The sequence below is a fragment of the Nonomuraea sp. NPDC049141 genome (assembly GCF_040648415.1).
Lineage (GTDB): Bacteria > Actinomycetota > Actinomycetes > Streptosporangiales > Streptosporangiaceae > Nonomuraea.
The window spans coordinates 54,239-79,054 of record NZ_JBEZDR010000019.1; the positions used below are offsets into that span (position 1 = coordinate 54,239).

At 70.1% G+C, this 24,816-nt stretch carries 20 protein-coding genes; 9 read left to right on the forward strand and 11 right to left on the reverse strand.

Features of this window, described 5'->3' with window-relative positions; translation table 11 throughout:
- Positions 1-13: 13 nt before the first annotated feature.
- A complete protein-coding gene (locus tag AB0B91_RS44035) occupies positions 14-1,552 on the reverse strand; it encodes an ABC transporter substrate-binding protein (protein ID WP_358333773.1) in 1,539 nt (512 codons plus the stop codon).
- Between the two features lie 260 nt (positions 1,553-1,812).
- Between AB0B91_RS44035 and AB0B91_RS44040 the strand changes: the two genes are divergently transcribed.
- From AB0B91_RS44040 to AB0B91_RS44060, 5 genes are all read left to right on the forward strand, one after another.
- Positions 1,813-2,841: an Lrp/AsnC family transcriptional regulator gene (locus AB0B91_RS44040; protein WP_358333776.1), complete on the forward strand. Its 1,029-nt coding sequence runs from the start codon at positions 1,813-1,815 to the stop codon at positions 2,839-2,841.
- A 146-nt stretch (positions 2,842-2,987) separates the two neighbouring features.
- Positions 2,988-4,271 carry an amidohydrolase gene (locus tag AB0B91_RS44045; protein ID WP_358333779.1) on the forward strand — a complete coding sequence of 428 codons (1,284 nt, stop codon included), beginning with the start codon at positions 2,988-2,990 and terminating at the stop codon, positions 4,269-4,271.
- A 291-nt stretch (positions 4,272-4,562) separates the two neighbouring features.
- On the forward strand, positions 4,563-6,290 hold the full coding sequence (locus AB0B91_RS44050; RefSeq protein ID WP_358333782.1) for an enoyl-CoA hydratase-related protein: 1,728 nt from the start codon (positions 4,563-4,565) through the stop codon (positions 6,288-6,290).
- A gap of 16 nt (positions 6,291-6,306) precedes the next feature.
- Positions 6,307-7,836 (forward strand): UDP-N-acetylglucosamine 1-carboxyvinyltransferase, encoded by a 1,530-nt coding sequence (locus tag AB0B91_RS44055; protein WP_358333785.1) that lies wholly within the window; start codon positions 6,307-6,309, stop codon positions 7,834-7,836.
- 67 nt (positions 7,837-7,903) lie between these two features.
- Entirely contained in the window at positions 7,904-8,914 is a 1,011-nt protein-coding gene (locus AB0B91_RS44060; RefSeq protein WP_358333787.1) for a tyrosine-type recombinase/integrase, read from the forward strand.
- Positions 8,915-9,025: 111 nt separating this feature from the next.
- On the opposite strand, the gene AB0B91_RS44065 is transcribed toward AB0B91_RS44060, so the two are convergent.
- On the reverse strand, positions 9,026-9,538 hold the full coding sequence (locus AB0B91_RS44065; RefSeq protein ID WP_358333790.1) for a hypothetical protein: 513 nt from the start codon (positions 9,536-9,538) through the stop codon (positions 9,026-9,028).
- Positions 9,535-10,689: a GyrI-like domain-containing protein gene (locus AB0B91_RS44070; RefSeq protein ID WP_358333792.1), complete on the reverse strand. Its 1,155-nt coding sequence runs from the start codon at positions 10,687-10,689 to the stop codon at positions 9,535-9,537. Before AB0B91_RS44070 ends, AB0B91_RS44065 begins: the two co-directional genes overlap by 4 nt.
- Before the next feature lie 82 nt (positions 10,690-10,771).
- Between AB0B91_RS44070 and AB0B91_RS44075 the strand changes: the two genes are divergently transcribed.
- Positions 10,772-11,536 (forward strand): MerR family transcriptional regulator, encoded by a 765-nt coding sequence (locus tag AB0B91_RS44075; protein ID WP_358333795.1) that lies wholly within the window; start codon positions 10,772-10,774, stop codon positions 11,534-11,536.
- Positions 11,537-11,809: 273 nt separating this feature from the next.
- Here AB0B91_RS44075 and AB0B91_RS44080 read toward each other — a convergent pair whose 3' ends face one another.
- The 4 genes from AB0B91_RS44080 to AB0B91_RS44095 all read right to left on the reverse strand — a co-directional run bounded on the left by AB0B91_RS44080 (position 11,810) and on the right by AB0B91_RS44095 (position 14,951).
- Positions 11,810-12,109 carry a DUF6204 family protein gene (locus tag AB0B91_RS44080; RefSeq protein ID WP_358334281.1) on the reverse strand — a complete coding sequence of 100 codons (300 nt, stop codon included), beginning with the start codon at positions 12,107-12,109 and terminating at the stop codon, positions 11,810-11,812.
- A gap of 11 nt (positions 12,110-12,120) precedes the next feature.
- Positions 12,121-12,759: a TetR/AcrR family transcriptional regulator gene (locus AB0B91_RS44085; protein ID WP_358333798.1), complete on the reverse strand. Its 639-nt coding sequence runs from the start codon at positions 12,757-12,759 to the stop codon at positions 12,121-12,123.
- Between the two features lie 70 nt (positions 12,760-12,829).
- The gene (locus AB0B91_RS44090; protein WP_358333801.1) at positions 12,830-13,882 is read right to left on the reverse strand and encodes a class I SAM-dependent methyltransferase; all 1,053 of its coding nucleotides are present in this window, start codon (positions 13,880-13,882) and stop codon (positions 12,830-12,832) included.
- Positions 13,883-13,943: 61 nt separating this feature from the next.
- On the reverse strand, positions 13,944-14,951 hold the full coding sequence (locus AB0B91_RS44095) for a DUF4037 domain-containing protein (RefSeq protein WP_358333804.1): 1,008 nt from the start codon (positions 14,949-14,951) through the stop codon (positions 13,944-13,946).
- A 191-nt stretch (positions 14,952-15,142) separates the two neighbouring features.
- Here AB0B91_RS44095 and AB0B91_RS44100 point away from each other — a divergent pair, with 191 nt between their 5' ends.
- Together AB0B91_RS44100 and AB0B91_RS44105 are read left to right on the forward strand one after the other, a co-directional pair.
- Positions 15,143-16,219 (forward strand): M4 family metallopeptidase, encoded by a 1,077-nt coding sequence (locus AB0B91_RS44100; RefSeq protein ID WP_358333807.1) that lies wholly within the window; start codon positions 15,143-15,145, stop codon positions 16,217-16,219.
- A gap of 136 nt (positions 16,220-16,355) precedes the next feature.
- Complete coding sequence (locus tag AB0B91_RS44105) at positions 16,356-16,622, forward strand: protealysin inhibitor emfourin (RefSeq protein ID WP_358333810.1); 267 nt, start codon at positions 16,356-16,358, stop codon at positions 16,620-16,622.
- A 163-nt stretch (positions 16,623-16,785) separates the two neighbouring features.
- Here AB0B91_RS44105 and AB0B91_RS44110 read toward each other — a convergent pair whose 3' ends face one another.
- The 3 genes from AB0B91_RS44110 to AB0B91_RS44120 all read right to left on the reverse strand — a co-directional run bounded on the left by AB0B91_RS44110 (position 16,786) and on the right by AB0B91_RS44120 (position 21,850).
- A complete protein-coding gene (locus tag AB0B91_RS44110) occupies positions 16,786-17,013 on the reverse strand; it encodes a GNAT family N-acetyltransferase (protein ID WP_358333813.1) in 228 nt (75 codons plus the stop codon).
- Positions 17,014-17,113: 100 nt separating this feature from the next.
- Complete coding sequence (purB, locus tag AB0B91_RS44115) at positions 17,114-18,544, reverse strand: adenylosuccinate lyase (RefSeq protein ID WP_358333815.1); 1,431 nt, start codon at positions 18,542-18,544, stop codon at positions 17,114-17,116.
- Between the two features lie 72 nt (positions 18,545-18,616).
- Positions 18,617-21,850 carry an efflux RND transporter permease subunit gene (locus AB0B91_RS44120; protein ID WP_358333818.1) on the reverse strand — a complete coding sequence of 1,078 codons (3,234 nt, stop codon included), beginning with the start codon at positions 21,848-21,850 and terminating at the stop codon, positions 18,617-18,619.
- Between the two features lie 97 nt (positions 21,851-21,947).
- Between AB0B91_RS44120 and AB0B91_RS44125 the strand changes: the two genes are divergently transcribed.
- The gene (locus AB0B91_RS44125; RefSeq protein ID WP_358333821.1) at positions 21,948-22,397 is read left to right on the forward strand and encodes a MarR family transcriptional regulator; all 450 of its coding nucleotides are present in this window, start codon (positions 21,948-21,950) and stop codon (positions 22,395-22,397) included.
- A gap of 76 nt (positions 22,398-22,473) precedes the next feature.
- Here AB0B91_RS44125 and AB0B91_RS44130 read toward each other — a convergent pair whose 3' ends face one another.
- The gene (locus AB0B91_RS44130) at positions 22,474-24,705 is read right to left on the reverse strand and encodes an ATP-binding domain-containing protein (protein ID WP_358333824.1); all 2,232 of its coding nucleotides are present in this window, start codon (positions 24,703-24,705) and stop codon (positions 22,474-22,476) included.
- Between the last annotated feature and the right edge of the window lie 111 nt (positions 24,706-24,816).

The window sequence follows — 24,816 nt, forward strand, 5'->3', positions numbered from 1 at the left end:
GGGCGCCTTCTGGCTATTTGACGATGCGGAGGGTGGCGGGGTCGAGGTATTCGTCGAAGGTGCGGATGCTGAATCCCTTGGCGACGACGGTGGTGTTGGGCAGGGTCGACAGCGGGATGGCGTCGACGCGCTGCAGGAAGGATTTCTGTGCGGACTGCAGGGCGGTGCATTGGGCGTCGCGGTTGATCTCGCCCATGGCTTTGGTGACGAAGCCGTAGCCCTCCTTGTTGATCTGTCCGGTCTTGTTGCGGCCGCCGTCTTCGGTGGCGGGGCCCATGACGCGCAGCAGGGAGGAGGTGAGGGTGCCCATCTGGTTGTTGTCGCCTTGGACGTTGATGTCCCAGTCCTTGCCGCCGGCGGTGGTCAGGGTGGCCCAGTTGGCGTTGTCGAGGGAGTCGACTTTCACGTCGGCGCCGGCGTTGCGCAGGGCTTCGGCGATGTAGTCGTTGCCGCCTTGCAGCAGGGTGGTGCCGACGATGCGGAAGCGGACTCCGGCGAGTTTCTTGGCGGCGGCGGGGTCGGGGGTTTTCAGCAGGGTCTTGTCGGTGTTGGCGCAGGCGAGTTTGGCTGATCCGACCGACAGGATGGTGCTGCCTCGTTTGCCGCTGATGATGTCGCTGAAGGCTTGGGGGTCGATGGCTTGGGCGACGGCGGCGCGTAGGTCCGGCCGGTCGGCGAACACGGTGCCGGGGCGTTCGTTGAACAGCAGGTAGGTGGTGGTGTTGGAGGTGCTTGAGGTGGTGAAGGCGGGGTTGCCGTCGAAGCGGGCGACGTTCTCGTCGATGATCACGCCGACGTCCAGGCTGCCGGCGAGCAGTTGGGTGGCGATCGTGGCGTAGTCGGTGATGGGGGTGAGGGTGAGTTGTTTGGCGGGTTCGCCTTGCAGGGGTTTGGCGAAGGTGGGCCAGGCGTTGTAGCCGTCGCGCAGGGTCAGCTGGTAGGAGACGGCGGGTTGTGATGCGGTGAGGGTGTAGGGGCCGGAGAAGGCGCCGGTGACTTTGCCTGCGGCGAGGGCTTTGGCGTCTTTGAGGCCTGCCGGGCAGATGATGCCGGCTTGGGGCAGTGCGAGTCCGGTGAGGAAGTCCGACCAGGGGGCTGACAGTGTGGCTTGTACGGTGCCTGCTTTGTCGTCGGCGGTGAAGGTCGCGGTGGCCGGTCCGAGGGTGAGGGTGCGGGCGGAGGAGCCTGTCTCCTTGGCCGCGAACCGGGTGAGGGAGGCTGCGACCACGGACGGCGTGATGGGGGTTTTGTCGGAGCAGGTCAGTCCGCTGCGGATGGTGAAGGTGTAGTGCGCGGCGTCCTGGGCCTTCCAGGAGGAGGCGATGCCGCCTGCCAGGGCGTTGCCTGAGTCTTTGCGTACCACGGTGTCGAACAGCAGGCGGGCCATGGTGAAGTCGTCGCCGCCCTTGGCCAGTGCTGGGTCGAAGGTGGCGGGATCGGTGTTCAGGGACATGTTGACGGCGTCGGTGGTGCTTGCGGCCGTGCCGCAGGCGGCCGCGCCCAGTCCCGCTGCGGCGATGGCCGTCAGCGCCAGAATCGTTTTGCGAAACACCAATCCTCCAGGTGCAACCGCGGAAAGAATGGCGCCGAGCCTAGTCGTGTGCGCCGGTCAGGGGCCTTTTGAGGGTCACCGCGCAAGGAATTGGATGCTGGGGCGCTTTGCCCGCACGATCCTGCCCGGCAAGTCCGCCTGTCTGCCAAAAGAGGAAGAGGCGGCGAACAGGTGGCGAACGATGGAGGGCCGTCTGCCGCCGGGTGATCGGGTGGCGACACCTGCGACGGTATGCACGATTGTGGGCACATCGTCCCTTTATGTGCATGATAGACGGCATGGTGGACGGGCTCGACTTTCAGATCATCAACGCACTGCAGATCCATCCGCGGGTCTCCTGGGCCCATCTGGGCAGGATCTTGCGGGTCGACCCGTCGACGATCTCCCGCCGCTGGTCGGCGCTCACGCAGCAGCGGCAGGCGTGGACGAGTTGCTTCGAGGGCGACGGGCCGCGCTCGGCCGAGCGGGAGATCTCGGCGCTGGTGGAGATCCGGTGCACCCCGGGCCGGCGCGCCGACGTGATCGCCGAGCTCGGCCGGCAGGGGCCGATCTTCAGCGTGCACTGCACCTCGGGTCCCCGCGACCTCTACGTCATGATCTCCACGCACAGCCTGCTGTCCATGGATCGCTACATCGACGAGCACATCGCCGTGATCCCCGGCATCGTCGGCACCCGGACCCACTACCTGCGGCGGATCTTCCTCGAAGGCTCGGGCTGGCGGCTCAACATGCTCTCCGACGACCAGGCCGAGGCGCTGCGCCTGCTGCGGCCCTCCGAACCGCCCGAACAACGCAAGCCCGCCTACCGCGACGTCGTCGCCGCGCTCAGCACGGACGTGCGCCGTACCGCCGCCGACATGCAGCGCGAGCTGGGCCGCTCGATCACGGTGATCTCCCGCGACATCGACGCGCTGCTCGCGGCGAACTGGGTCAGATGGCGCGTCGACTTCGCCCACACCCTGATGGGCTGGTCGGCGGCGGCGGTGCTGTGGCTCGACGTCCAGCACCACGACCTGGAACGCCTCGTCTCCTCGCTGCGCTCGCTCCACCACGTGCGGATGTGCGCGTCGGTGACCGGCGAGGCGAACCTGGCGGTCTTCCTGTGGCTGCACAACCTGCAGGAGCTGGACGAGATCGAGGGCAGGGTGGCCTCGGCGTTCCCGAAGGTGCTGGTCAAGGACCGGTGGATCGTGCCAAGGATCGCCAAGCGCACGGGCTACATCCTCGACCTGGACAGCCGGCGCCTTCGGTACGTGCCGGTCGGCGGCCAGCCGGTGTTCGAGGACTAGCACCGGGCGACTTCATGCGGACCCTGCTCGGAAATCGGGTGTTTCATGCAGGATCGCGCGCGATGAGCCCCGGTCTGCGGCACCGTACCTAGCATGTGCGAGGCGACCGCCGGGCCGCTGATCATCGTGGAAGAGAAAGAGGTCTCGTGGACTTCGCGCAGCTCAAGGCGTTCAGGCGAGAACTGCACCGGAATCCGGAACCCGCGTTCGTGGAGATCGGGACGGCCGCCCGGATCACCCAGGCCATCGAAGGCCTGCCGGTGACCGTCTTGACCGGAGAGGACGCCCACGACCTCTCCCCCGTCGTGAACTACCCCTCGCCGCGCACGCTCGACGCATGGGAGGCTCGCGCGATCGAGTCCGGCGTCGCGGCCGAGCGCGCCCGCTTCTTCCGCAAGAACGGCACCGCGCTGGTCGTCGACGTGGCCGGGCTGCGGCCGGGCCCGCGGTGGGGTCTGCGTGTCGACATCGACGCGCTGCCGATGCGCGAGTCGGCCGATCCGGCGCACTTCCCGGCCGCCAACGGCTTCGCCTCGGTCAACGGCGCGATGCACGCGTGCGGCCATGACGCGCACGCCACCATCGGGGTGGGCCTGCTGCACCGCCTGGCCGACCGTGACTTCGCGGGCTCGCTGCGGATCTTGTTCCAGCCCGCCGAAGAGGGGGTGCGGGGCGCGCAGACGATGATCGACGCCGGGGTCGCCGACGGCATCGACACCATGCTCGCCGTGCACATGGCGGGCGACATGGCCCTCGGCTCGGTCGTGGGCAGCTTCACCGGCGGCCTGGCCACCCGCAAGCTGAAAGTCGACTTCACCGGCGAGGCCTCCCATGCCGCCGGCTCGCCCGAGACCGGCCGCAACGCGCTGCTGGCCGCCGCCATGTCCGCGCTGGCCATCATGGCGATCCCGCGCTTCAGCTCCGCCGACACCCGGCTCAACGTCGGCACGCTGGTGGCCGGTGACGGGGTGAACATCGTGCCGTCCACGGCGGTGATGACGTGCGAGGCGCGCGCCACCGTGGACGAGGTCGCTGAGGAGCTGGTGGGCCGGATCGGTTCCATCGTGGAGGGGGCGGCCGGCGCGCAGGGCGTGGAGGTGGAGCTGGCCGTGATGGGCCGCTCCACGACCGTGACCCCCGACGAGGAACTGGTCGACCGCATCGTCGAGGCGGCCAAGGCCCATCCCGCCGTCGTGGAGGTGATCCGGACCCGGCCGTACGCGGGAAGCGACGATGCCAACCTGCTCATCCGGCGTGTGCAGGAACGCGGCGGCCAGGGCGCCTACCTGATGGTGGGCGCCGGCAGCCCGGGCCCCCATCACAGTGCGACCTTCGAGGTGCGGGAGGAGTCGATCCCGATCGGCATCGACGTCCTGGAATCACTCATCCGCCGGCCGCAGGAGCGGGGTTTCGGTCGGGTAGCGGGCTAGGCGGTTGGGCCGGAGTAGGGGCGTACGGGCGCCTGTCCCCCAGATTCGATTCCGACAAAGCGGGTCATTTGGGGCTGGTCCGGGCGGATTTTTGCGGAGATGTGTCATCAGCACTTGCAGGTTCGTGTCAGCATCGATGACATGTACGGGCCATATGGGACTGCCGTAAACATCCGGGACTTCTGGGATCACCCGGGCCCGGGTACGCCCGGCTGAGCAGGCCCCCTCCCCCGGGCCCGCACACGGCGAGCCCCCGTCACCCTCGAACGACCGCCTGAAAGAAGTCATCCGTTGCGCATCCTGCTGCTCTGCTCCTCCTTCAACGGCCTGACCCAGCGTGCCTGGCTGGAACTGCGCCGGGCCGGACACGACGTCACCGTCGAGCTGGCCGTCTCGGAGCAGGTGATGGTCGAGGCGGCCCGGCTGGCCAAGCCCGACCTGATCATCTGCCCGTTCCTGAAGGAGAAGGTGCCGGCGCTTCTGTGGCAGAACCACCGCACGATCATCATCCACCCGGGGCCCCCCGGCGACCGGGGCCCCTCCTCGCTGGACTGGGCGATCGCCGACGCGGAGCCGGAGTGGGGCGTGACGGCGCTGCAGGCGGTGGAGGAGATGGACGCCGGGCCGATCTGGGGGTATCGGACGTTCGCGATGCCGGCCGAGCCGCCGCGCAAGTCCGCCCTGTACAACGGGCCGGTGGCCGACGCGGCGGTGGAGCTGGTAGTGGAGGTGGCGGCCAAGGCCATGGACGCGGGGTTCGTGCCGGTGCCGCTGGACTACCGTTCGCCGCAGGTGCGCGGGCGGCTGCGGCCGGCGATGCGGCACGCCGATCGGGAGTTCTCCTGGTCGCAGAGCACCGACGCGGTGCTGCGGCGCATCCGCTCGGCCGACGGTGCGCCGGGCGGGCGGGTGATGCTGGACGGGCGGATGATGCGGGTGTTCGACGTCTACCGGGGCCCGGTGGTGGCCGGGACGCCGGGCACGGTGGCGGCCCGGCGCGAGGGCGCGGTGGCGGCCCGGCGCGAGGGCGCGGTGCTGGTGCACACCGGCGACGGCACGGTGTGGGTGGGGCACCTGCGGGTGGAGGAGCCGGGCGCGATCAAGTTGCCGGCGGCCACGGTCCTGGGTGAGCGGGCGGCCGGGCTGGAGGAGCGCCCGGGTTACAGCGAGGTGACCTACGACCGCAGCGACACGGTGGGCGTGGTGAGTTTCGACTTCTACAACGGCGCGATGTCCAGCGAGCAGTGCCGCCGCCTGGCCTCGGCCCTTCGCTACGCCGGCGCCCAGGACACCCGCGTGCTGGTGGTGCGGGGCGGCGAGGTGTTCTCCAACGGCATCCACCTGAACGTGATCGAGGCCTCGCGCCACCCCGAGCTGGAGGCCTGGACGAACATCAACGCGATCAACCAGGTGTGCCGTGAGGTGATCACGTGCACGGGGCAGCTGGTGGTGACGTCGGTGGGCGGCAACGCGGGCGCGGGCGGCGTGATGATGGGCCTGGGCGCCGATCGGGTGCTGGTGCGCGAGGGCGTGGTGCTCAACCCGCACTACCGGACGATGGGGCTGTTCGGGTCGGAGTACTGGACGTATGTGCTGCCCCGGCGGGTGGGGGCGGTGGTGGCGCGGCGGCTGACGGGCCAGGCGCTGCCGATCAGCGCGGCGCAGGCGCTCGAGCTGGGGCTGGCCGACCGGCTGATGCCCGGCTCGCGCCTGGAGTTCGAGCGCTCGGTGCTGGAGTACGCCGAGCGGCTGGCCGCCGGTGACGATTACGGGCGGCTGCTGGAGATCAAACGCCAGGCGCAGGAGGCCGACGAGCGGCGCAAGCCCCTGGAGGCCTACCGGGTGGAGGAGCTGGCCGAGATGAGCCGGGACATGTTCGATGACCGCAACGGCTTCCGGCAGGCGCGCAAGGCGTTCGTGCACAAGCGTAAGGTGGTGACGACGCCGGACCACCTGGCGGTGCACCGGGAGTTGTCCGGCGCGTCGGCGGGGCCCGTCGCAGCGGCATCTCATATGTGAGATATGTTGTCGTGCTATGACTGATGACTATCTCGTACGGATCGGCCGGCTCATTCGCGACGCCCGCCAGCACCGTGGGTGGACCCAGCTGCAGCTGGCGGACGCTCTGGCCACCAGCCAGAGCGCGGTGAACCGGATCGAGCGCGGCAACCAGAACATCAGTCTTGAGATGATCGCGCGGATCGGCGAGGCGCTCGACAGCGAGATCGTGTCGCTGGGCTACTCCGGGCCGATGCACCTGCGGGTGGTGGGCGGACGCCGGCTGTCGGGCAGCATCGACGTGAAGACCTCCAAGAACGCCTGCGTGGCGCTGCTGTGCGCGTCCCTGCTCACCTCCGGCCGGACGATCTTGCGTAAGGTGGCGCGGATCGAAGAGGTGTACCGGATCCTGGAGGTGCTCGCCTCCATCGGAGTGCGGGCCCGATGGATCAACGAGGGCAGCGACCTGGAGATCGTCCCTCCGGCCCGGCTGGAACTGGAGGCGATGGACACCGAGGCCGCCCGCCGCACCAGAAGCGTGATCATGTTCCTGGGGCCGCTCATGCATCGCGCGGAGGAGTTCAGGATTCCGTACGCCGGCGGCTGCGACCTGGGAACACGCACGGTGCAGCCGCACATGTCGGCGCTGCGGCACTTCGGGCTGGACATCACCGCGACAGGCGGCTTCTACCACGCGCGGGTGGACCGGGGCGTGTCGCCCTCACGGGCGATCGTTTTGACCGAGCGGGGCGACACGGTGACGGAGAACGCGCTGCTGGCGGCGGCGCGGCACGACGGCGTGACGGTGATCCGCAACGCCTCCTCCAACTACATGGTCCAGGACCTATGCTTCTTCCTGGAGGAGCTGGGCGTGCGGGTGGAGGGCGTCGGGACGACGACGCTGACCGTGCACGGGGTGGCCTCCATCGAGTGCGACGTCGACTACTCCCCCTCCGAAGACCCGGTGGAGGCGATGAGCCTGCTGGCGGCCGCGGTGGTGACCTCCTCGGAGCTGACGATCTGCCGGGTCCCGGTGGAGTTCCTGGAGATCGAGCTGGCGGTGCTGGAGGAGATGGGCCTCGATCACGACCGGGGCGGAGAATACCCGGCGGCCAACGGCCGCACCCGGCTGGTGGACCTGACGGTGCGGCCCTCCAAGCTGATCTCCCCCATCGACAAGATCCATCCGATGCCGTTCCCCGGACTGAACATCGACAACGTCCCCTTCTTCGCCGCGATCGCGGCCACCGCGCAGGGTTCGACGCTCATCCATGACTGGGTCTACGACAACCGCGCCATCTACCTGACGGAACTGACCCGCCTCGGGGCCTCGGTCAAACTGCTGGACCCGCATCGCGTCCTGGTGGAGGGGCCGACGCGCTGGCGCAGCGCGGAGATGATGTGCCCGCCGGCGCTGCGCCCGGCGGTGGTCGTCCTGCTGGCGATGATGGCGGCCGAGGGCACCTCGGTGCTGCGCAACGTGTACGTCATCAACCGCGGATACGAGGACCTGGCCGAGCGGCTCAACGCGCTGGGCGCGCGGATCGAGACGTTCCGCGACATCTGAAATTTTCTGTCGGTGGGGCCCGCTACCGTCTGCCTGTGACGGGGATCTTCCAGCGTGAGGGGGGACGGTGCGGCCTGCTGAGCTTGATCGGCTGACGGTGGTCCAGGCGGCCGATCGCTATGTGGAGCTGGTGCGGGCCAAAACACTGACGGGAGCGCTGTCGCAGGCCACAGCCGAGCTCTACGCGCGCGACGTGGCCACGCTGGTCGCGTTGGCCGGCGAGTCGACGGTGCTGGACGACCTGTCCGGCGAGGACATCGATGCGATCTTGCTGGCGTTCGCCCGCAAACCGGACGGCCGGCGCTCGGCGGCCGGCGGCGGGCAGAGCCCCTCCTCCCAAGCCCGCTTCCGCCGCTCGATCTCGGCACTGTTCAAGCACGCCTCGCTGGCGGGCTGGGTGCAGATCAACCCGATGACCCACTCGACGGTGACGGCCAGAGAACGCGGCGGACTACGGCCGGAGCGGCGGGCGCTGACCCGCGAGCAGGCGCAAGGACTGATCGGCGCGGCGCGGTCACTGGGCGAGGCTCCGGCACGGGGCCGGCGAGACCAGCGCACCGAGCTGCGCGACGCGCTGATCGTGCTGCTGCTGTCGACGATGGGGCCGCGGGTCTCGGAGCTCGTACGGGCCAACGTCGAGGATTTCTACACCAATGACGGCGTGCGTTACTGGCGGATCTTCGGCAAGGGCGGCCGCACCCGCGATCTGCCGCTCCCCCGCGATGTGACGCTGGCGCTGGAGGCCTACCTGGCGCGGGAGCGGGCGCCGCTGCCGGACAAGGCGCTGCTGCTGTCGTGGCGGGGGCGCCGGTTGGCGCGCGGTGACGTGCAGGCGGTGATCGACCGGGTGCAGCGGCAGGTAGAGGCCGGCCAGCGCCGCTCGGTGACACCACATGGGCTGCGGCATACGACGGCCACGCATCTGCTGGCCGACGCGGTGGACATGGACGCGGTGCGGCGGGTGCTGGGCCACAGCGACCTGTCGACGCTGGGCCGCTACCGCGATGAGCTGCCGGGCGAGCTGGAAGGGGCGATGCGGGCGCACCCGCTGCTGAAGCGGGCCGACCCGCAGCGGTGAGCGGGCCGGCCGGACGGGTGGGCCGCGGCGGGCGCCACGCCAGTGGGCGGCGTTGATCGGCGCAGGCATGTGCTACGGCCTTGCCCGTGGGGCGTCGCCGGTTCCCGCGCCTCAGGCCGGGCGCACAGGCTGGCGCAGCACCGTGCGCGGGTCGGGGTCGTCGAAGGCCGTCAGGTACACCTCGTGGTGCGGCCCGTTGGGCACCAGCGCGTGTTCGTCCATGAAGTCCTCCATGATCTTCAGCGACAGGTGCTCCTCGCTGTAGGGGCCGTGGTGCAGGATCTCCACGCACTGTCCTTCGGTGAAGACGGCCACGCGTACCCGGTCCACCGCCGCGCCGGTGGCGCGCACGGACTCGCGGGCCTGCTCCAGCCGTCCCGGTTCGGGTGCGGCGGGCAGGGGCAGCAGCAGGTGCCAGCGCCACTGCTCGCGCGGCACCTCAAGACCGGGCCGCTCGTCCTCCACCCACCACAGGCCCTCCAGCGGCCCGCCGGGGCCGCCCATCGCGCCGGCGACGGCGAACAGGGCGCCGATGGCCGACAGGTGCTCGCTGCCGCCGGGTTCGCCGAGGCCGGTGACGTTCAGGCAGGTGACCGGGCCGTGGGTGGTCAGTTCGGCGTTCATGACTCTTCCTCCAAAGGGATCATCAGGTGGGTGATCAGCTCATCGGGCGGGGTGCGGGCCGGGTCGGACACGTACACCTCGCGGATCGGGCCGCGCATGGGGTGGCGGCGTTCGGCGCACCAGGCCAGGACGGCGTGGGCGGTCAGGGAGATCTGGTCGTAGGGGCCGATGTGGGTGGCGGCGGCGAACGTGCCGCCGGGCAGCACGTCCACCCGCGCGCCCCCGCCGGCCTCCCAGCCGTCGTGCAGGACGAGCGCGAAGGCCACGTCGAAGGCGTCGCTCAGGTCGAGGGGGAACAGCCCGATCAACTGCGGCCCGTCGCCCGTCGCCGCTCCCCCGCCGGGATGCGTGCCGGCGGCCTGGGCGAGCGTCCGGCCGGGAGGCTCGGCGTCGCTGGGGGTAGGGGGCGGGCTGTCCGCCGCTTTCGAGGCGGCGGCGTGCGTGGGTGGCGGGCCGTACCCTGCCTGCGAGGCGTCGGCGTCCTTCGTCTTCGAGGCGGCGGCGTGCGTGGGTGGCGGGCCGTACCCTGCCTGCGAGGCGTCGGCGTCCTTCGTCTTCGAGGCGGCGGCGTCCCAGGCAGGCGGGCTGCCCCCGGTGTTCCCGGTGTCGGCGTGTACGGGCAGCGGGCCGTCCCGCCTCGGGCGGGTGCCGGAGTGGGCCGGGCGGGTGCCGGCGCCCGCGTCAGCCGCCCTGTACATGCCGGCCATCAGGCGTGCGGCGGCGGTGCTGGTGGCGCGGGCGATGTCGGCCGGGCCGTCGGCGCGTTCGCGGACGAGGGCGACGCGGTGCGCGGGTTCGGTGACGATGCGGACCTGGGTGGCGGGCAGGCCGTCGGCCATGACGCGTTCCAGTGACGCCAGGGCGCGCCGCCGCCGGGCCAGTTCGGACTCCAGCGAGTCGCGTACGGACTCCAGGGCGCCTTGGCTGCCGGCCAGGACCTGGCCCACGACGGGCAGCGGCACGTCGAGTGAGCGCAGCAGCCCGATCGACAGCGCCGTGCGGGCCTGCGCGGCGCGGTAGTAGCGGTAGCCGGTGGCGGCGTCCACGCAGGCGGGCCGCAGCAGCCCGATCTCGTCGTAGTGCCGCAACTGCTTCACGCTCAACCGGGCAAGCTGGGCGAACTGCCCGATCGGCAGGAGATCCTCATCCACGCCCCCAGCATGGGCCCTCCCGCCGTGGGAGAGTCCAGCCGGGGGTTGCACCTGACGTAACGTGAGGGTTCATGGTGGTGTCATGAGTTTGTCCGTGGGGCAGGTGTCGCGGCTGGCCGGCGTCACCGTGCGCACGCTGCATCACTACGACGAGGTCGGCCTGCTCTGCCCGGGTGAGCGCAGCGCGGCCGGCTACCGTCGTTACACCGAGGCGGATCTGATCAGGCTGCAGCAGGTGCTGCTGTATCGGGAGCTGGGTTTCGCGCTGGAGGAGATCGCCGTCATCCTGGACGAGCCGCGCGCCGACGAGCTGACGCACCTGCGACGCCAGCATGAGCTGCTGGTCCGCAAGTCCGAGCGGCTCAGCGAGGTGATCGCCGCGGTGGAACGGGCGATGCAGGCGCGCACGATGAGCGTCGCGCTCACCCCGGCCGAACGCTTGGAGGTGTTCGGCGGCTTCCGGCCGGAGGATCACGAGGCGGAGGTGGAGCGGCGCTGGGGCGGCGGCGAGCAGTACGAGCAGAGCCGCCGCCGGGTGGCCACCTACACCAAGGCCGACTGGTTGCGGATCAAGGCCGAGGCGGCGGGCGTGCTGGGCGATCTGGTGGCGGTGTTCGAGGCGGGGCTGCCGCCCGACGGCGAGGCGGCGATGGAGGTGGCCGAGCGTCATCGCGCTCACATCAGCCGGTGGTTCTACACCTGCACGTATGAGATTCATCGGGGGCTGGGCGAGTTGTATGTGATGGATCCGCGGTTCACGGCCCATTTCGACGGCCAGGTGCCGGGCCTGGCCGCCTACGTCCGCCTCGCCATCACCGCCAACGCCCGCCGCCGAGCCGCCTGCTGAACCGCCTGCTCGGCGGGCGCTCCTTCCGCCTCGCGGGGGAACGGCCCGCCGAGGTCACAGCGGCTCTGACGTCGTTCCCGGGCGACGCAAGCAAGGACGCTCACGTAACGGCGGCCGGCCACGTGCGGGGTCAGAGGCCGTTTTCCTGGAGGCCCCCGGCCACGTGCGGCGGGTGGCGGGTGACCCATGCGTGCCGTAAAAAGAGCGAAAAACCGCCACATGACAGCAGGACACAAGCCCGCACGGAGCGGTGAGCCGGGGCAGGGTGCGCGGTCAGCCCGAGGTCGTCCTCGGGCGTCCCTTGCGGCGGATCTTGATGTCGCGCATGTCCGTCACCGCGACGTGCAGCAACTGATACAGGTGGCCGTGCGCCTCCAGGGCCGCCATCGCCGACCTGATGGCCTCGTTCTCGCCGTCGTCGGGCCCGGCGGGGACCTGGCAGCGGAAGGTGAACGACGACACGCTCTGGTCGTGGGTGAACGTCCCGGCCTCGGTGAAGGCGGCGTTTCCCGCGGCCCGCACGGCCTCACGGGCGGCGTCGTCCAGGGCGTCGAACTTGCCGCGAATCATCACTCTGAACAAGGTCAGTCCTTTCGTCGAGCATAGGTGAGCAGGCGTTCTCCGAGCAGGTCCTCGAAGACGTCCAGGAGTTCCAGCACGGCCGCGGCGATGTCGCCGGCGCTGTGACCCGCCGCGGTCCGTTCGCCGATCTCGGCGTAGACCAGCGAGTGCAGGCCGCCGATGTGCCAGGCCACCATGCGGGGCAGCGGGTCGCCGGGCGCGGCACCGGTCTCCTCGGCCAGGACGGCGACCAGTTCGTCGGTCATCTGCCGGCCGAGGTCGCCCAGGCGGGCGGTGAGGGTGGGAGCGGCGCGCATCATCTCCAGGACGCGGCCGAACCCCTCGGTCAGGCCCATCTTGCGGTCGCGCCGCCGTACCTCCTGCCGCAGGTGCTCCAGCACCGCCGGCATGGCGGCCTGCCCGGCGGGGCGCCGGCGCACGATGTCGGCCAGGCGATGAGGTGAGGCCTCATCGGGCGGCAGGACGAGGTCCTCCTTGGCCGGGAAGTAGTTGTAGACGGTGTTGACGGACACCTCGGCCGCCGCGGCGACTTCGGCGATCGTGACGTGGTCGAAGCCGCGTTCCACGAACAGGGCGGTGGCCACGTCGCGGATGCGGCGGCGCGTCTGCTGCTTCTTGCGTTCCCGCAACCCCTCGGACATGCGCAATAACTTAACTCAACACCAAACTTTAAGTCCATTGTATTTTTGGTGTGGAGTTCAGTTTGCGAGGTCAGGGGATGAGGCGGTAGAAGCGCCAGAATCCGAAGTCCTCGATCGGCAGGACTTCCAGGTCGGCGAACCCGGCCTCGCGCGCGTACCGGCGCAGCGTGTCCGGCCGCATCACCGTTCCCGTGGCGGCCGAAGGCGGATCACTCATCCCGTCCGGCAGGCAGATCAGCAGGCTGAAGCCGTACATCAGCCGCTCCACCTCATCGGCGGGCCCGGCGAAGCGCTCACCCACGGCCTCGTCCATCACGACCACCGCCCCACCGGGCACGACCGCCCGCCGCGCCGCCGCCAGCGTCCGCACCGGCCGCGGCATGTCGTGCACGCACTCGAAGGCGAACACGGCGTCGTAGCGATCCTCACCGAGCAGGGCGGCATCCCCCTGGCGGAAGGTGAGGCCAGGCCCGGCCCCGGCGCTCGCGGCGTTGCGCGCGGCCAGCTCGACGGACGGGCCGTCGATGTCGACGCCCACCACCATGGCCTCGGGGTAGGTCCTGGCCAGCGCGATCGTCGACCACCCCGCGCCGCAGCCGAGGTCGGCGATGCGAGCCCCGGGACGGCGCAGAACCGCCTCCAGGTCGGGCACGCCCGCGATGGCGCCCGGCAGCGCGCGCTCGAACCAGGGCCGGTTCAGGTCCGCCTGAGACTCTCGCATGTCCTGGCCGAAGCTCGCCCAGCCGACCCCGCCGCCCCGCCGGTAGGCCTCCAGCAGGGCGGGCATCTGCACGGCGGCGCTGGTCAGCATCCGCGCCAGCGGTGCGAGGTAGGCCAGGCTGGAGGCGTCGGTCAGGACCTCCGCCGCGCCGTCGGGCAGCGCGAAACGCCCGTCGGCGCCGACCTGAAGGATGTCGCAGGCGGCCTGCTGTTCGAGCCATTCCCTGGCGTATCGTTCGTGGCCGCCCGCGCGGGCGGCCAGCTCGCCGGGATCGGCCGGACCGTGCTCGGCCAGCGCGCGATACCAGCCCAGCCGGTCACCGATGTGCACCGACAGGACCTCAATGGCGCCGAGCGCCGCGTGGAACAGGCGGTCGGCGAACTCATCGGTTTTCGTGCTCATGACGCTCTCGTGCTTTCCGGTCGCCGGGTCCCGCTACCCGGCAGAAGGTGGGAAACACCTGTCAGGCGCCCAGGCCGAGCGCCGCCGCCGTCACCGCCCGGGCCCGGCCCGGCTCCAGCAGCAGATCCACCGAGTCCGACAGCTGATCCACACACCCCACCACCGGCAACCCCCTGATCACCGGATCCGACACCGACCCCAGCAACGCCTGCGCGAACCGATCACCCCCGATCACCCGGAACGGCCGATCATGGAAGCCGCGCACCCGCTCATCCAGCGGCTCGGCCAGACCCACCCGGTTCTGCAACGCCGCCAGCCGCCCGTAGGCCGCGGCCAGCCCGTCCTCCCGCTCCCGCCACGACCGGGCGGCCACCGCCAGCCCCAGCGACTCCCCCAGCTCCGTCGAACCGGGCATCCGCGCCAGAGCACTGCCCAGCCACTTGGCGTACGGCGGATAGCGGCGGCGCAACAGCAACGCCAGCCGCATCACCTCCCGGCTCAGCCGCGCCCCCACGACGGCCGAGCCGAGCTCATCGCCCACCTCACCCGACCGGCCGGGAAACGGCTCCTCCTGCGCGATACGCCGCCACTGACACGCCAGCACATAACGCCACACATCCCCCGGATACCAGCGCAACGCCGCCCGAGCCGCCTCCAGCCCACCCAGCCCGTCATGGAACACCTCCCCCGACGTCACCTCCGCCAGGCTCTGCCACGGCACCGACAGCCAATCCAGCAGCGACACCCCCCGCCGCGGATCGAACCCCAACCGCTCCACCAGCCAACCCTCCAGATCGGCGACCACCACCCCCGGCTGCAGCGCGCCGTGATAGTCGAACACCGTCGCCAGCCCCCGAAACCGCTCCGGAAGCCCGGCCAGCACCCGCGCCTCCACCTCCGCCACCGCCCGCGGCTCCACGAACACCAGCACCCGCGGACCCCAGTCATGATCAGCGGAGCGGCCCGTGTCGAACGCCAGCACCTCCGAACCCGGCCCGATCAACGCGGCACTATGCGGCACCCGCGCCACCAGCGGCGCCACCACCTCGGCATAAAAGGCTCGGGACAACTCAATACCAGGCACAAAATCGGACATCACACCGTCAACTCTGCCTGACCACCTGGCGAACCTCATCCGATTTTCCAGCCACCCCCCAAGGCGGCCCTAGGGATAGCCCTGAGACCACCACCGATGCGCACCCCAACCGGCCCCCGCTTACGTGGAAACGTCACAACCACCCCCGGCACAAGGGTTGCGCCATGGCATATCGCTGCAGCTTCGTCCCGCCCCACGTCCTCGACCACATCGCCAAAGTCCAGGCACAACAGAGCGCCGAACCCGCCTCGGCCCAGCGCTCAGCGGTCGTCTCCGCCCAGTTCCGCCGCGGACGGCGCAGCCCCGACGCCCTGCCCCTGGGCCAGCAGCAGCGCCTCACCGCCGAACCCGAAACCCTCCCGCCCGGACTCACCATCCCCAAACCCGGCACCGCCGGCCGCCTCATCTACGACGACCTCAACCAGTGGACCTTCGACGTCACCTTCATCCGCGGCGAAGGAGACCCCGCCGTCACCGCCCAGAACGCCAACGACGCCTACGACTACCTCGGCCTCGTCCGCACCTACTACCAGGACAAACTCGGCCGCGACTCCATCGACAACGCCGGACTCAACCTCGTCGCCAACGTCAACTTCGGCGTCGGCTTCGACAACGCCTTCTGGGACGACGCCGGCCTGCGCATGGTCTTCGGCAACGGCAGCGGCCTGGTCTTCAAGGACCTGACCGCCAGCGTCGACGTCTGCGCCCACGAACTCACCCACGGCGTCACCCAGTTCAGCGCCAACCTCAACTACACCAACGACCAGAGCGGCGCCCTCAACGAATCCTTCAGCGACATGCTCGGCACCGCCATCGACGCCCACGCCGGCAACCACGACGCCCACAGCCACAACTGGCTCATCGGCGACGAGATCATGGCCGACGACCTCTACGGCGAAGCACTGCGCAACATGGCCGAACCCGGCACCGCCTTCGACAACCCCCTCATGGGCCGCGACCCGCAACCCCGCGACATGTCCGGCTACTTCGAACCCGCCGACCCCCACATCATGTCCGGCATCACCAACCGCTGGTTCTACCTCATCAGCCAGGACATCGGCCTCGACGCCGCCACCCTGATCATGTACCAGACCCTGCAGAACCTGTGGCCTAACGCCAAGTTCAGCGACGCCGCCACCGTCGCCGTCGCCCAGGCCCGCATCCTGGCCCGCAACAACCTCGTCCCCCGCCAGTCCCCCCAAACCGTCCGCGGCGCCGCCCGCCAGCAGGGATTCTGGTAACCCCGCGAACTCTCCGCACGGGCCTGACGGCGCGGCATCCCGCGAGGGTTCCGCGACGATACCCGCCACAGACCCGTGCGGAGTCCACCCGCGTACCGTGAAAGAGGAACCATCCGCCGGAAGGGACGACATGCGCGTGACGCTCGAAACCAGCGGCGGCTTCACCGGCCTGCGCCGCCACGCCACCCTCGACACCGACCTGGACGACGACCTGCGAACCCTCCTGGCCGCCCTCAGCGCCGCCGAGCCCGCCGCCACCCCCGCCACCTCGGCCCAACCCCGCTACCGGCTCACCGTCCACCACCCCACCGGCGACCAGACCACCGAACTCACCGAACCCAACATTCCCACCGCCCTGCGCCCCCTGCTCACCGAGCTACTCCGCCGCGCCGCTCCTTCTTAAAAACACAACCCCATCCATCCTGTACGGCAAGCACGGGAAGACCCACCCGCCGCCCCAGGTCACCGGCACTCCAGGGTCACGCTCACCGGCCGCGCCGCCACCCCACCGCGACGTGCGCACGGTCACCATCTACGTTCCCACCCCTCACCCGGAGCCGGCCGCTCTACACCGCCCGCGACGCCATGACCGCTCGACGGCGATACCCGATCCGCTCATACACCCTGATCGCCGCCAGGTTGCCGTCATCCACCATCAGCGCCGCCCTGCCCCGCGCCGCCACCAGCTCACCCGACACCCACCGGCACAGCCGCTCCGCCAGCCCCCGCCCGCGGAACCGGGCAGCAGTCGCGACCTCCGCCAAGAACCCGACCGACGGCGCGACATCCGCCATCAGCTCCACATCACCGAACGGCCGATACGACGGGCCCACCTCAGCAGATCGTCGTCCCCGCACGCCGACCGCACCTGATCCAGCCGCGTAAGCTCAACGATCACAGAATTGAGCCCGGCCGATAAGCCGCCGCCTCCGGATAGGCCGCCACGACCTCGCCCACCGCCTGCGACACCGCCTCCACCTGGTCGGCCGCCGCCCCGGTGAACGACACCCGATCACCCAGCAGCGCCTGCAGGCCCGCCCGGTCCACCGGGAACCGCTCATCGGCCGCCAGCCGCTCCAGCAGCTCGTTGGCCGCGCCCCGCGAACGCATCGCCAGCGCCGCCGCCACCGCGTGCTCCTTGATCAGCTCGTGCGCCTGCTCACGGCCCACCCCCGCGCGTACCGCCGCCATCAGCATCTTCGTCGTCGCCAGGAACGGCAGATACCGATCCAGCTCCGCCGAGATGACCGCCGGGAACGCCCCGAACTCATCCAGGACCGTCAACATCGTCTCCACCAGCCCGTCGAAAGCGAAGAACGCATCCGGCAACGCCACCCGGCGCACCACCGAACACGACACATCACCCTCGTTCCACTGATCGCCCGCCAGCTCGCCCACCATCGAGGCGTAACCCCGCAACACCACCGTCAGACCGTTCACCCGCTCACACGAGCGGGTGTTCATCTTGTGCGGCATCGCCGACGAACCGACCTGCCCCTCCTTGAACCCCTCGGTCACCAGCTCATGCCCGGCCATCAACCGGATCGTCTTGGCCAGCGACGACGGCGCCGCCGCCAGCTGCACCAGAGCCGTCACCACCTCGAAATCCAGCGACCGCGGATAGACCTGCCCCACACTGGTGAAACGCCGCTCGAACCCCAGATGCGCGGCCACCCGCCCCTCCAGCTCCGCCAGCTTCCCGCGATCACCGTCCAGCAGATCCAGCATGTCCTGAGCCGTGCCCACCGGCCCCTTGATGCCGCGCAGCGGATAACGGGCGATCAGCTCCTCCAGGCGGCGAAAAGCCACCAGCAGCTCATCTGCCGCCGACGCGAACCGCTTGCCCAGCGTCGTGGCCTGCGCCGCCACATTGTGCGAACGGCCCGCCATCACCGTCGCCTCATGCTCCTCGGCCAGCGTCGCCAGCCGGGCCAGCAACGCCACCACCCGATCCCGCACCAGCAGCAGGCTGTCACGCACCTGCAACTGCTCGACGTTCTCCGTCAGATCGCGCGAGGTCATGCCCTTGTGCACCTGCTCGTGCCCGGCCAGCGCGTTGAACTCCTCGATGCGCGCCTTCACATCGTGCCGCGTCACCCGCTCACGCGCCGCGATCGAGGCCAGATCGACCTGCTCGACCACCTTGTCGTAGTCGGCCAGGGCATCCTCGGGAACCGCGACCCCCAGCTCCGCCTGCGCCCGCAACACCGCCAGCCACAGCCGCCGCTCGGCGACCACCTTGTACTCGGGAGACCACAACCGGGCCAGCTCCGCGGAGGCATAACGGGCGGCCAGGACGTCAGGGATACGCGGCTTGGAAGTCACGTCGCACAAGTCTATTCACACAGCTCCGCCCGCACGGCACCAGGCCGCACGGGCGGAGCACCCCCCTTGAATCTACGAGGTCGGGGCCAGCACCTTCGGCTCCGGCTTCGGCTCGGCCGGCTTACGGCGCAGCCGCTCCTTCGTCCGCTCCACCACCGTGTACAACGTCGGCACCAGCACCAGCGTCAGCAGCGTCGAGGTCACCAGACCACCGATGACCACGATCGCCAGCGGCTGGGAGATGAACCCGCCCGACCCCGTCACACCCAGCGCCATCGGCGTCAACGCGCAGATCGTGGCCACCGCGGTCATCAGGATCGGCCGCAACCTGCGCCGGCCGCCCTCGATCACCGCCTCCACGATCCCCATCCCCTGAGCGCGATACTGGTTGATCAGGTCGATCAGCACGATCGCGTTCGTCACCACGATCCCGATCAGCATCAGCATGCCGATCAACGCCGGCACGCCCATCGCCGTGTCCGTCGCCACCAGCAACCCCACCGCGCCCGTCGCCGCGAACGGAATCGACACCAGCAAGATCAGCGGCTGCACGAAACTCCGGAACGTCGCCACCATGATCATGAACACGATCGCGATCGCCGCCAGCATCGCCATCCCCAGATCCGCGAACGCCTCCTGCTGATCCGCCGACGCGCCACCGATCTCATACGAGGCACCCGCCGACAGTGTCACCCCGTCCAGCTTCGTCGTCAGCGCCTGCGTCACACTGCCCAGATCCGAGCCCGTCGCCTTGGCCGACACCGTCGCCGAACGCTCACCGTCGATCCGCGTCACCTGCGTCGGCCCGGCCACCCGCTCCACATCGGCCACCGACGACAGCTTCACCAGACCCGACGCCGTCGCCAGCTTCAGACCCTCGATCGCCTTGACGTCCTCCGGCGCATCACCCACCCGCAGCACCAGATCACTGGCCCGCCCATCCAGCGTGACCTGACCCAGCGGCGCGCCGCGGAAGGCCTGCGCCACCGACTGACCGATCTGCGCCTCCGACAACCCCTTGGCCGCCGCCTTCTCCTTGTCCACCCGCACCTCGACGCGCGGCGCGCTGGCCTCCAGGTTCGAGGCCACATCACGCAGCCCCGGCACCTGGCCCATCGCCGTCTTGACCGCGTCCGCGGCCGTCCGCAGCGTCTCGGCGTCGGCCGCCTGCACGATCACGTCGATGGAGTCGGAGGAGAACCCGCCGCCGCCGGAACCGCCGACCGTCACCTCGCCGATCCCCGAAAGACCGGCCAGTTTGTCCCGCAGTGCCTGCTCCACCACCGGCGTCTCGACGCCGTCCTTCAACGTCAGCGAGTACGACGCCCGATCCGCGCCACCACCCGCCCCACCGCGCATCGCGTTGCCGCCACCCACGTTCACCTGGTACGTCTCCACGCCGTCCAGGCCGGAAAGGACGCCTTCCACCTTCTTGGCCGCCGCGTCCGTCGTGGCCAGATCGGTGCCCACCGGCATCTTCTGCGACACCGAGATGGTGTTCTGGCCAGAGGAGTCCAGGAAGTTCGTCTGCAACTGGCCCGCCAGCCCCAGCGTCCCGACGAACACCGCCAGCCCGATCAGCACCGTCACCAGCTTGAACCGCGTCGCGAACCGCAACACCGGCAGATAGGCGCGCTGCAACGGGCTGCGCAACTCCTTGGCCTCGGCCTCCTCACGCTGCGCCCGCGCCTGCTCCGGCGTCAGCGCCGGCGCCTTCAAGAACCAGTACGCCAGCACCGGCACCACCGTCAGCGACACCACCAGCGAAGCCAGCAACGCCACCGCCACCGTGACCGCGAACGGACCGAACAACTCACCCACCATGCCGCCGACCACCGCGATCGGCGCGAACACCGCCACCGTCGTCAGCGTCGAGGCCGTCACCGCCCCCGACACCTCGCGAACCCCCGACAAGATCGCCGACAGCTTCGCCTCGCCGTACCCGAGATGGCGCTTGATGTTCTCCAGCACCACGATCGAGTCGTCCACCACCCGGCCGACCGCAATCGTCAGCGCGCCGAGCGTCAGCATGTTCAGCGAATAGTCGCCCGCCCACAACGCGATCAGCGCGATCACCACCGACAGCGGGATCGACACCGCCGTCACCAGCGTGGAGCGCACTGACAGCAGGAACACCAAGATGACCAGCACCGCGAACACCAGGCCCAGCAGACCCTCGGTGGTCAGGTTCTCGATCGACTCCTGCACGTAGGGAGCCTGGTCGAAGACCACCTCGACGGCCGTCTCCGACGAGTCGCCCAGCGCCCTGCCCAGCTCGGGCAGCTTCTCGCGGATCGCGTTCGAGATCGACACCGCGTTGCCGTCGGGCGACATCGTCACCGACACGCCCAGGCTGGTCCTGCCGTCGGTACGGGTGATCGTCGTCGGATCGGCCAGACCGCGGGTGATCTCCGCGACGTCACCCAGCTTGACCGGCTTGAGCGGCTTCGGCTTGACCAGCGTGGCCGTCTGCGCCGGGCCGCCCTGCGGCTGCCCGCCCGGACGACCCTGCTGCGGCTGCGCCTGCGGCTGGGCTTGCGGCTGAGCCTGAGCGGTCTGCGGCTGGGCCGGGGTCAGGTACAGGTCCTTCAGCTTCTCGATCGAATCGACCCGCTGGCCCACCTGGACCGTCAGCGACGAGGAGCCGTCGTTCAGGGTGCCCGCCGGGATCGGCGTCCCGTTGGCCTTCAGCACCTCCGGGATCTGCGCCGCCGACACACCCGCCAGCGCCATCTTCTTCAGATCCGGCTTGATCGTCACGACCTCGTCACGCGTGCCCGTGACCGTCGCCTCCCGCACGCCCTCCACGGCCTGCAGCTCCGGCACCATGATGCGGCGCAGCTTGTCGGCCATCGCCCGCTCGTCGCCGCCGTCGCCCACGGCCAGCACCAGCACCGGGATGTCGTCGGTGTTACCCGCGACCACCTGCGGCTCCACACCGGAGGGCAACTGCGGCTGCACCCGGCTGACCGCCTGCTGCATCTTGTTGATCGACGCCTCGATGTCGGTGCCGAACGCGAAGGCGACCTGGACCTGCGTCAGGCCCTCCTTCGACGTCGAGGTCATCTGCTCCATGCCGGGAATGCCCTGGAAGGAGTCCTCCAGCGGCTTGGTCACCTGGTCTTCCACGATCTCCGGCGAAGCACCGGGATACGACGCGATGACGAACGCGCCGGGGAACGACAGTGACGGCAACAACTGCTGCTTGAGCTGCGGAATCGTGAACGCGCCGAACGCGCTGAGCACGAGTGCCAGCAAGATCACTAAACTGCGGTTGGCAAGACTCAACCGGGCGAACGCGGTCATGGAGGTCCCTTCAGAGTTCGCTCCAGACTAACACTTCGCCTTTTACGAATATTTAGCCTGCCTTGGCGTTCCTGATAACATTCTCAGGAAGCGAGAGGTGAGTGTGGACGACGAACGCGAAGACCTGATCCGCCGGATCACCGAAACCCAGCGCGACCTCGGGCGGACCTTCGCCCAGAGCCCATCGCCGCTGTTCACCTCCAACCTCACCATGCGCCAACTCAAAGTCGTCATGGTGCTGTCCCTCAACGGCTCCACCTCCGGCCAGGAGCTCGCCCAGAGCCTCGGCGTCGGGCTCGGCACCGTGACCGGCATCGTCGACCGGCTGGTCGGCCACGGCCTGGTGAGCCGGCGCGAAGACCCGCACGACCGCCGCGTGCGCCGCGTGGAACTGACGGACGCGGGCACCAGGCTCATGGCCGAGATCAACGACGCCGGCCTGGACCACTACCGCAACATCATGCGCCACCTCGACACCGAGACCCTGCACTCCCTCCTGCGGGTGACCACCCGCATCCGCGAAGTCGCCGACCGGCTCTACCCATGACCGCTCGCGTGCCGCCGTTTGATAGATGAGGATTTATTCGATTATGCGTTTGGGTTTTTGACCTGCCCGAGCGCCTTTACAAAGTAGATTTCTTGGCGAGCTGGGCCAGGACCTCCGGCAGGCCGTTCTCGTGAGTGACCGTCAGGCGGCGGGTCGCCCTGGTCACGGCCACATACAGGTCCTGGCCGCCCATCGGGGACTGGGCCAGGATGGCCTGCGGGTCCACCACGATGACGGCGTCGAACTCCAGCCCCTTGCACTGGGTCACCGTCAGGACCACCACCGGGGCCTCCAGATCGTCGCAGCCGGGAAACAGCGCCGCCGTCTCCGCCTGAAGGGCGTCCGGGGTCAGCAGGGCCAGGCGGCCCTCGCCGATCTCCCGCAGCTCCTCGGCCACCAGGGCGGGCAGGCCGTTGAGGCCCGTACGGACCGCGCGCGGCTCGGCCTCCCCGTCCCTGACCGACTCCGGAAGGCTCTGGGCCGGGTCGACCGCGCGCAGGACGTCGGCCGCCACCCGCATGATCTCCGCCGGGGTCCGGTAGTTGACCAGCAGCCGCTCTTCGCGCCAGCGGCCCCGCAGGTAGGGATCGAGGACCTCGCCCCAGGAGCGCGCCCCGGCCGCCGAACCCGTCTGGGCGATGTCGCCCACCACCGTCAGCGAGCGGGCCGGCACCCTGCGCATGACCGTCCGCCACGCCATCGCCGACAGCTCCTGGGCCTCGTCCACGATCACATGGCCGTAGGCCCACTGGCGGTCGGCCGCGGCCCGCTCGGCGGTGCTCAGGTCCGCGCCGGCGTCGGCGTGCCGGTCGGCCAGCACGTCGGCCCGGTCGAAGATGCCCTCCTCGAGCAGGCCGGTCGTCTCCAGGACCTCCTGGGCGTAACGCTCCTGCTCCTCCCATGCGCCCTCGGCCTCCCGGGCGGCCGAGCGGCTCGCCGAGTCGTCCTCGCCCAGCAGTTCGGCCGCCTCATCCAGCAGCGGTACGTCGCCGACCGTCCACGGCGAACCCTCCGGCCGCACCAGCGCCCGCCAGTCCAGGCCCGGAGGCGACACCTGCCACAACGTCTCCGGCGAAGCCAGCAACTCGCCGATCAGGCGCTGCGGCGTCAGCTCCGGCCACAACTCCTCCACCGCCTGGCGTACCGGATCCTCCGACCACAGCCGCGCCGAGGCCAGCGCGAGATCGACCTCGTCCAGATCGCGCTCAAGGTCGAGCGGCTCGGCCAGCTCCGGATCCTCGAACTCCATCTCGGCCAGCTTCAGCGCCTCCTCCACCGCCCGCGCCTCGGCCAGCGCCAGCTCCTTCAGCAACTCGGTGACGAACAGCTTGCGCGCCATGTTGTGCGGCAACCGCACCGCCCGCGCCCGCTCACGCAGCGCCACGCACACCGCGCGCGGCACCCGCAGCAGCCGGCCGTCCAGCCACACCTCCAGATCGCCCGCGGGCAGCCGCTGCCGCTCGCGCACCGCCGCCGCCACCACCTCGGCCATCCGCAGATCGCCCTTGACCACCGCCGCGGCCGGCCCGTCGGCCGCCACCGCCCGCACGCCGGGGAACAACTCCCCCACCGTCGACATCACCACCTGCGTCTCGCCCAGCGCCGGCAGCACCTGGCCGATGTAGCGCAGGAACATCGGATTGGGCCCCACCACCAGCACACCCCGCCGCTCCAGGGTGGCGCGGTGGGTGTAGAGGAGGTAGGCGGCGCGGTGCAGCGCCGCGACCGTCTTGCCGGTGCCGGGGCCGCCCTGCACCACCAGCGCCCCCTGCAGCCCGGCGCGGATCACCCGGTCCTGCTCGGTCTGGATGGTGGCCACCACGTCACCCATCCGGCCCGTACGCCCCCGGCGCAGCGCCGCCAGCAGCGCCGCCTCACCGACCAGCGTGCGCCGATCGCCCTCGCTCATCCGCTCCAGATCGAACACCTCGTCATCCAGGCCCACCACCTGGCGGTCCTTGGTGTGCAGGTGCCGGCGGCGCAGCAGGCCGCCGGGATCGCTGGCCGTGGCCACGTAGAACGGACGGGCCGCCGGAGCGCGCCAGTCGATCAGGACCGACTCGTGCTCGTCATCACGCAGCCCGATCCGGCCGATGTAGGTGCTTCGGCCGCCGGCCTCGTCGATGCGGCCGAAGCACAGCCCGCGCTCGACCCCGTCCAGCTGCGTCAGCCGCCGCGCCTGCTCCGAGGCCCGCACCTCACGCTCGACCATGGCCTGGCGGGTGCCCAGCGCGCCGCCGCGGCCGTACACCTCACGCAGCACCTCCCGCGCCCGCTCGCGCGCCGCGTCGAGTCTGCCGTAGAGCATGGAAACAGTCCCCTGCTCGGTGTCAAGGGCTTCCGCGAGAGCATCTTGACGATTAGCCATTCGCTGATATACTCCTAACGGGAGGCGTGTGAACCCCTCTTGGTTTTGACG

What these genes read in the sequence shown, in the direction of transcription:
- AB0B91_RS44040 (WP_358333776.1), top strand. Translation starts at nt 1,813, where the DNA reads ATGTGCATGATAGACGGCATGGTGGACGGGCTCGACTTTCAGATCATC.
- AB0B91_RS44055 (WP_358333785.1), top strand. Translation starts at nt 6,307, where the DNA reads ATGACTGATGACTATCTCGTACGGATCGGCCGGCTCATTCGCGACGCC.
- AB0B91_RS44065 (WP_358333790.1), bottom strand. Translation starts at nt 9,538, where the DNA reads ATGAACGCCGAACTGACCACCCACGGCCCGGTCACCTGCCTGAACGTC.
- AB0B91_RS44075 (WP_358333795.1), top strand. Translation starts at nt 10,772, where the DNA reads ATGAGTTTGTCCGTGGGGCAGGTGTCGCGGCTGGCCGGCGTCACCGTG.
- AB0B91_RS44085 (WP_358333798.1), bottom strand. Translation starts at nt 12,759, where the DNA reads ATGTCCGAGGGGTTGCGGGAACGCAAGAAGCAGCAGACGCGCCGCCGC.
- AB0B91_RS44090 (WP_358333801.1), bottom strand. Translation starts at nt 13,882, where the DNA reads ATGAGCACGAAAACCGATGAGTTCGCCGACCGCCTGTTCCACGCGGCG.
- AB0B91_RS44100 (WP_358333807.1), top strand. Translation starts at nt 15,143, where the DNA reads ATGGCATATCGCTGCAGCTTCGTCCCGCCCCACGTCCTCGACCACATC.
- AB0B91_RS44110 (WP_358333813.1), bottom strand. Translation starts at nt 17,013, where the DNA reads ATGGCGGATGTCGCGCCGTCGGTCGGGTTCTTGGCGGAGGTCGCGACT.
- AB0B91_RS44120 (WP_358333818.1), bottom strand. Translation starts at nt 21,850, where the DNA reads ATGACCGCGTTCGCCCGGTTGAGTCTTGCCAACCGCAGTTTAGTGATC.
- AB0B91_RS44130 (WP_358333824.1), bottom strand. Translation starts at nt 24,705, where the DNA reads ATGCTCTACGGCAGACTCGACGCGGCGCGCGAGCGGGCGCGGGAGGTG.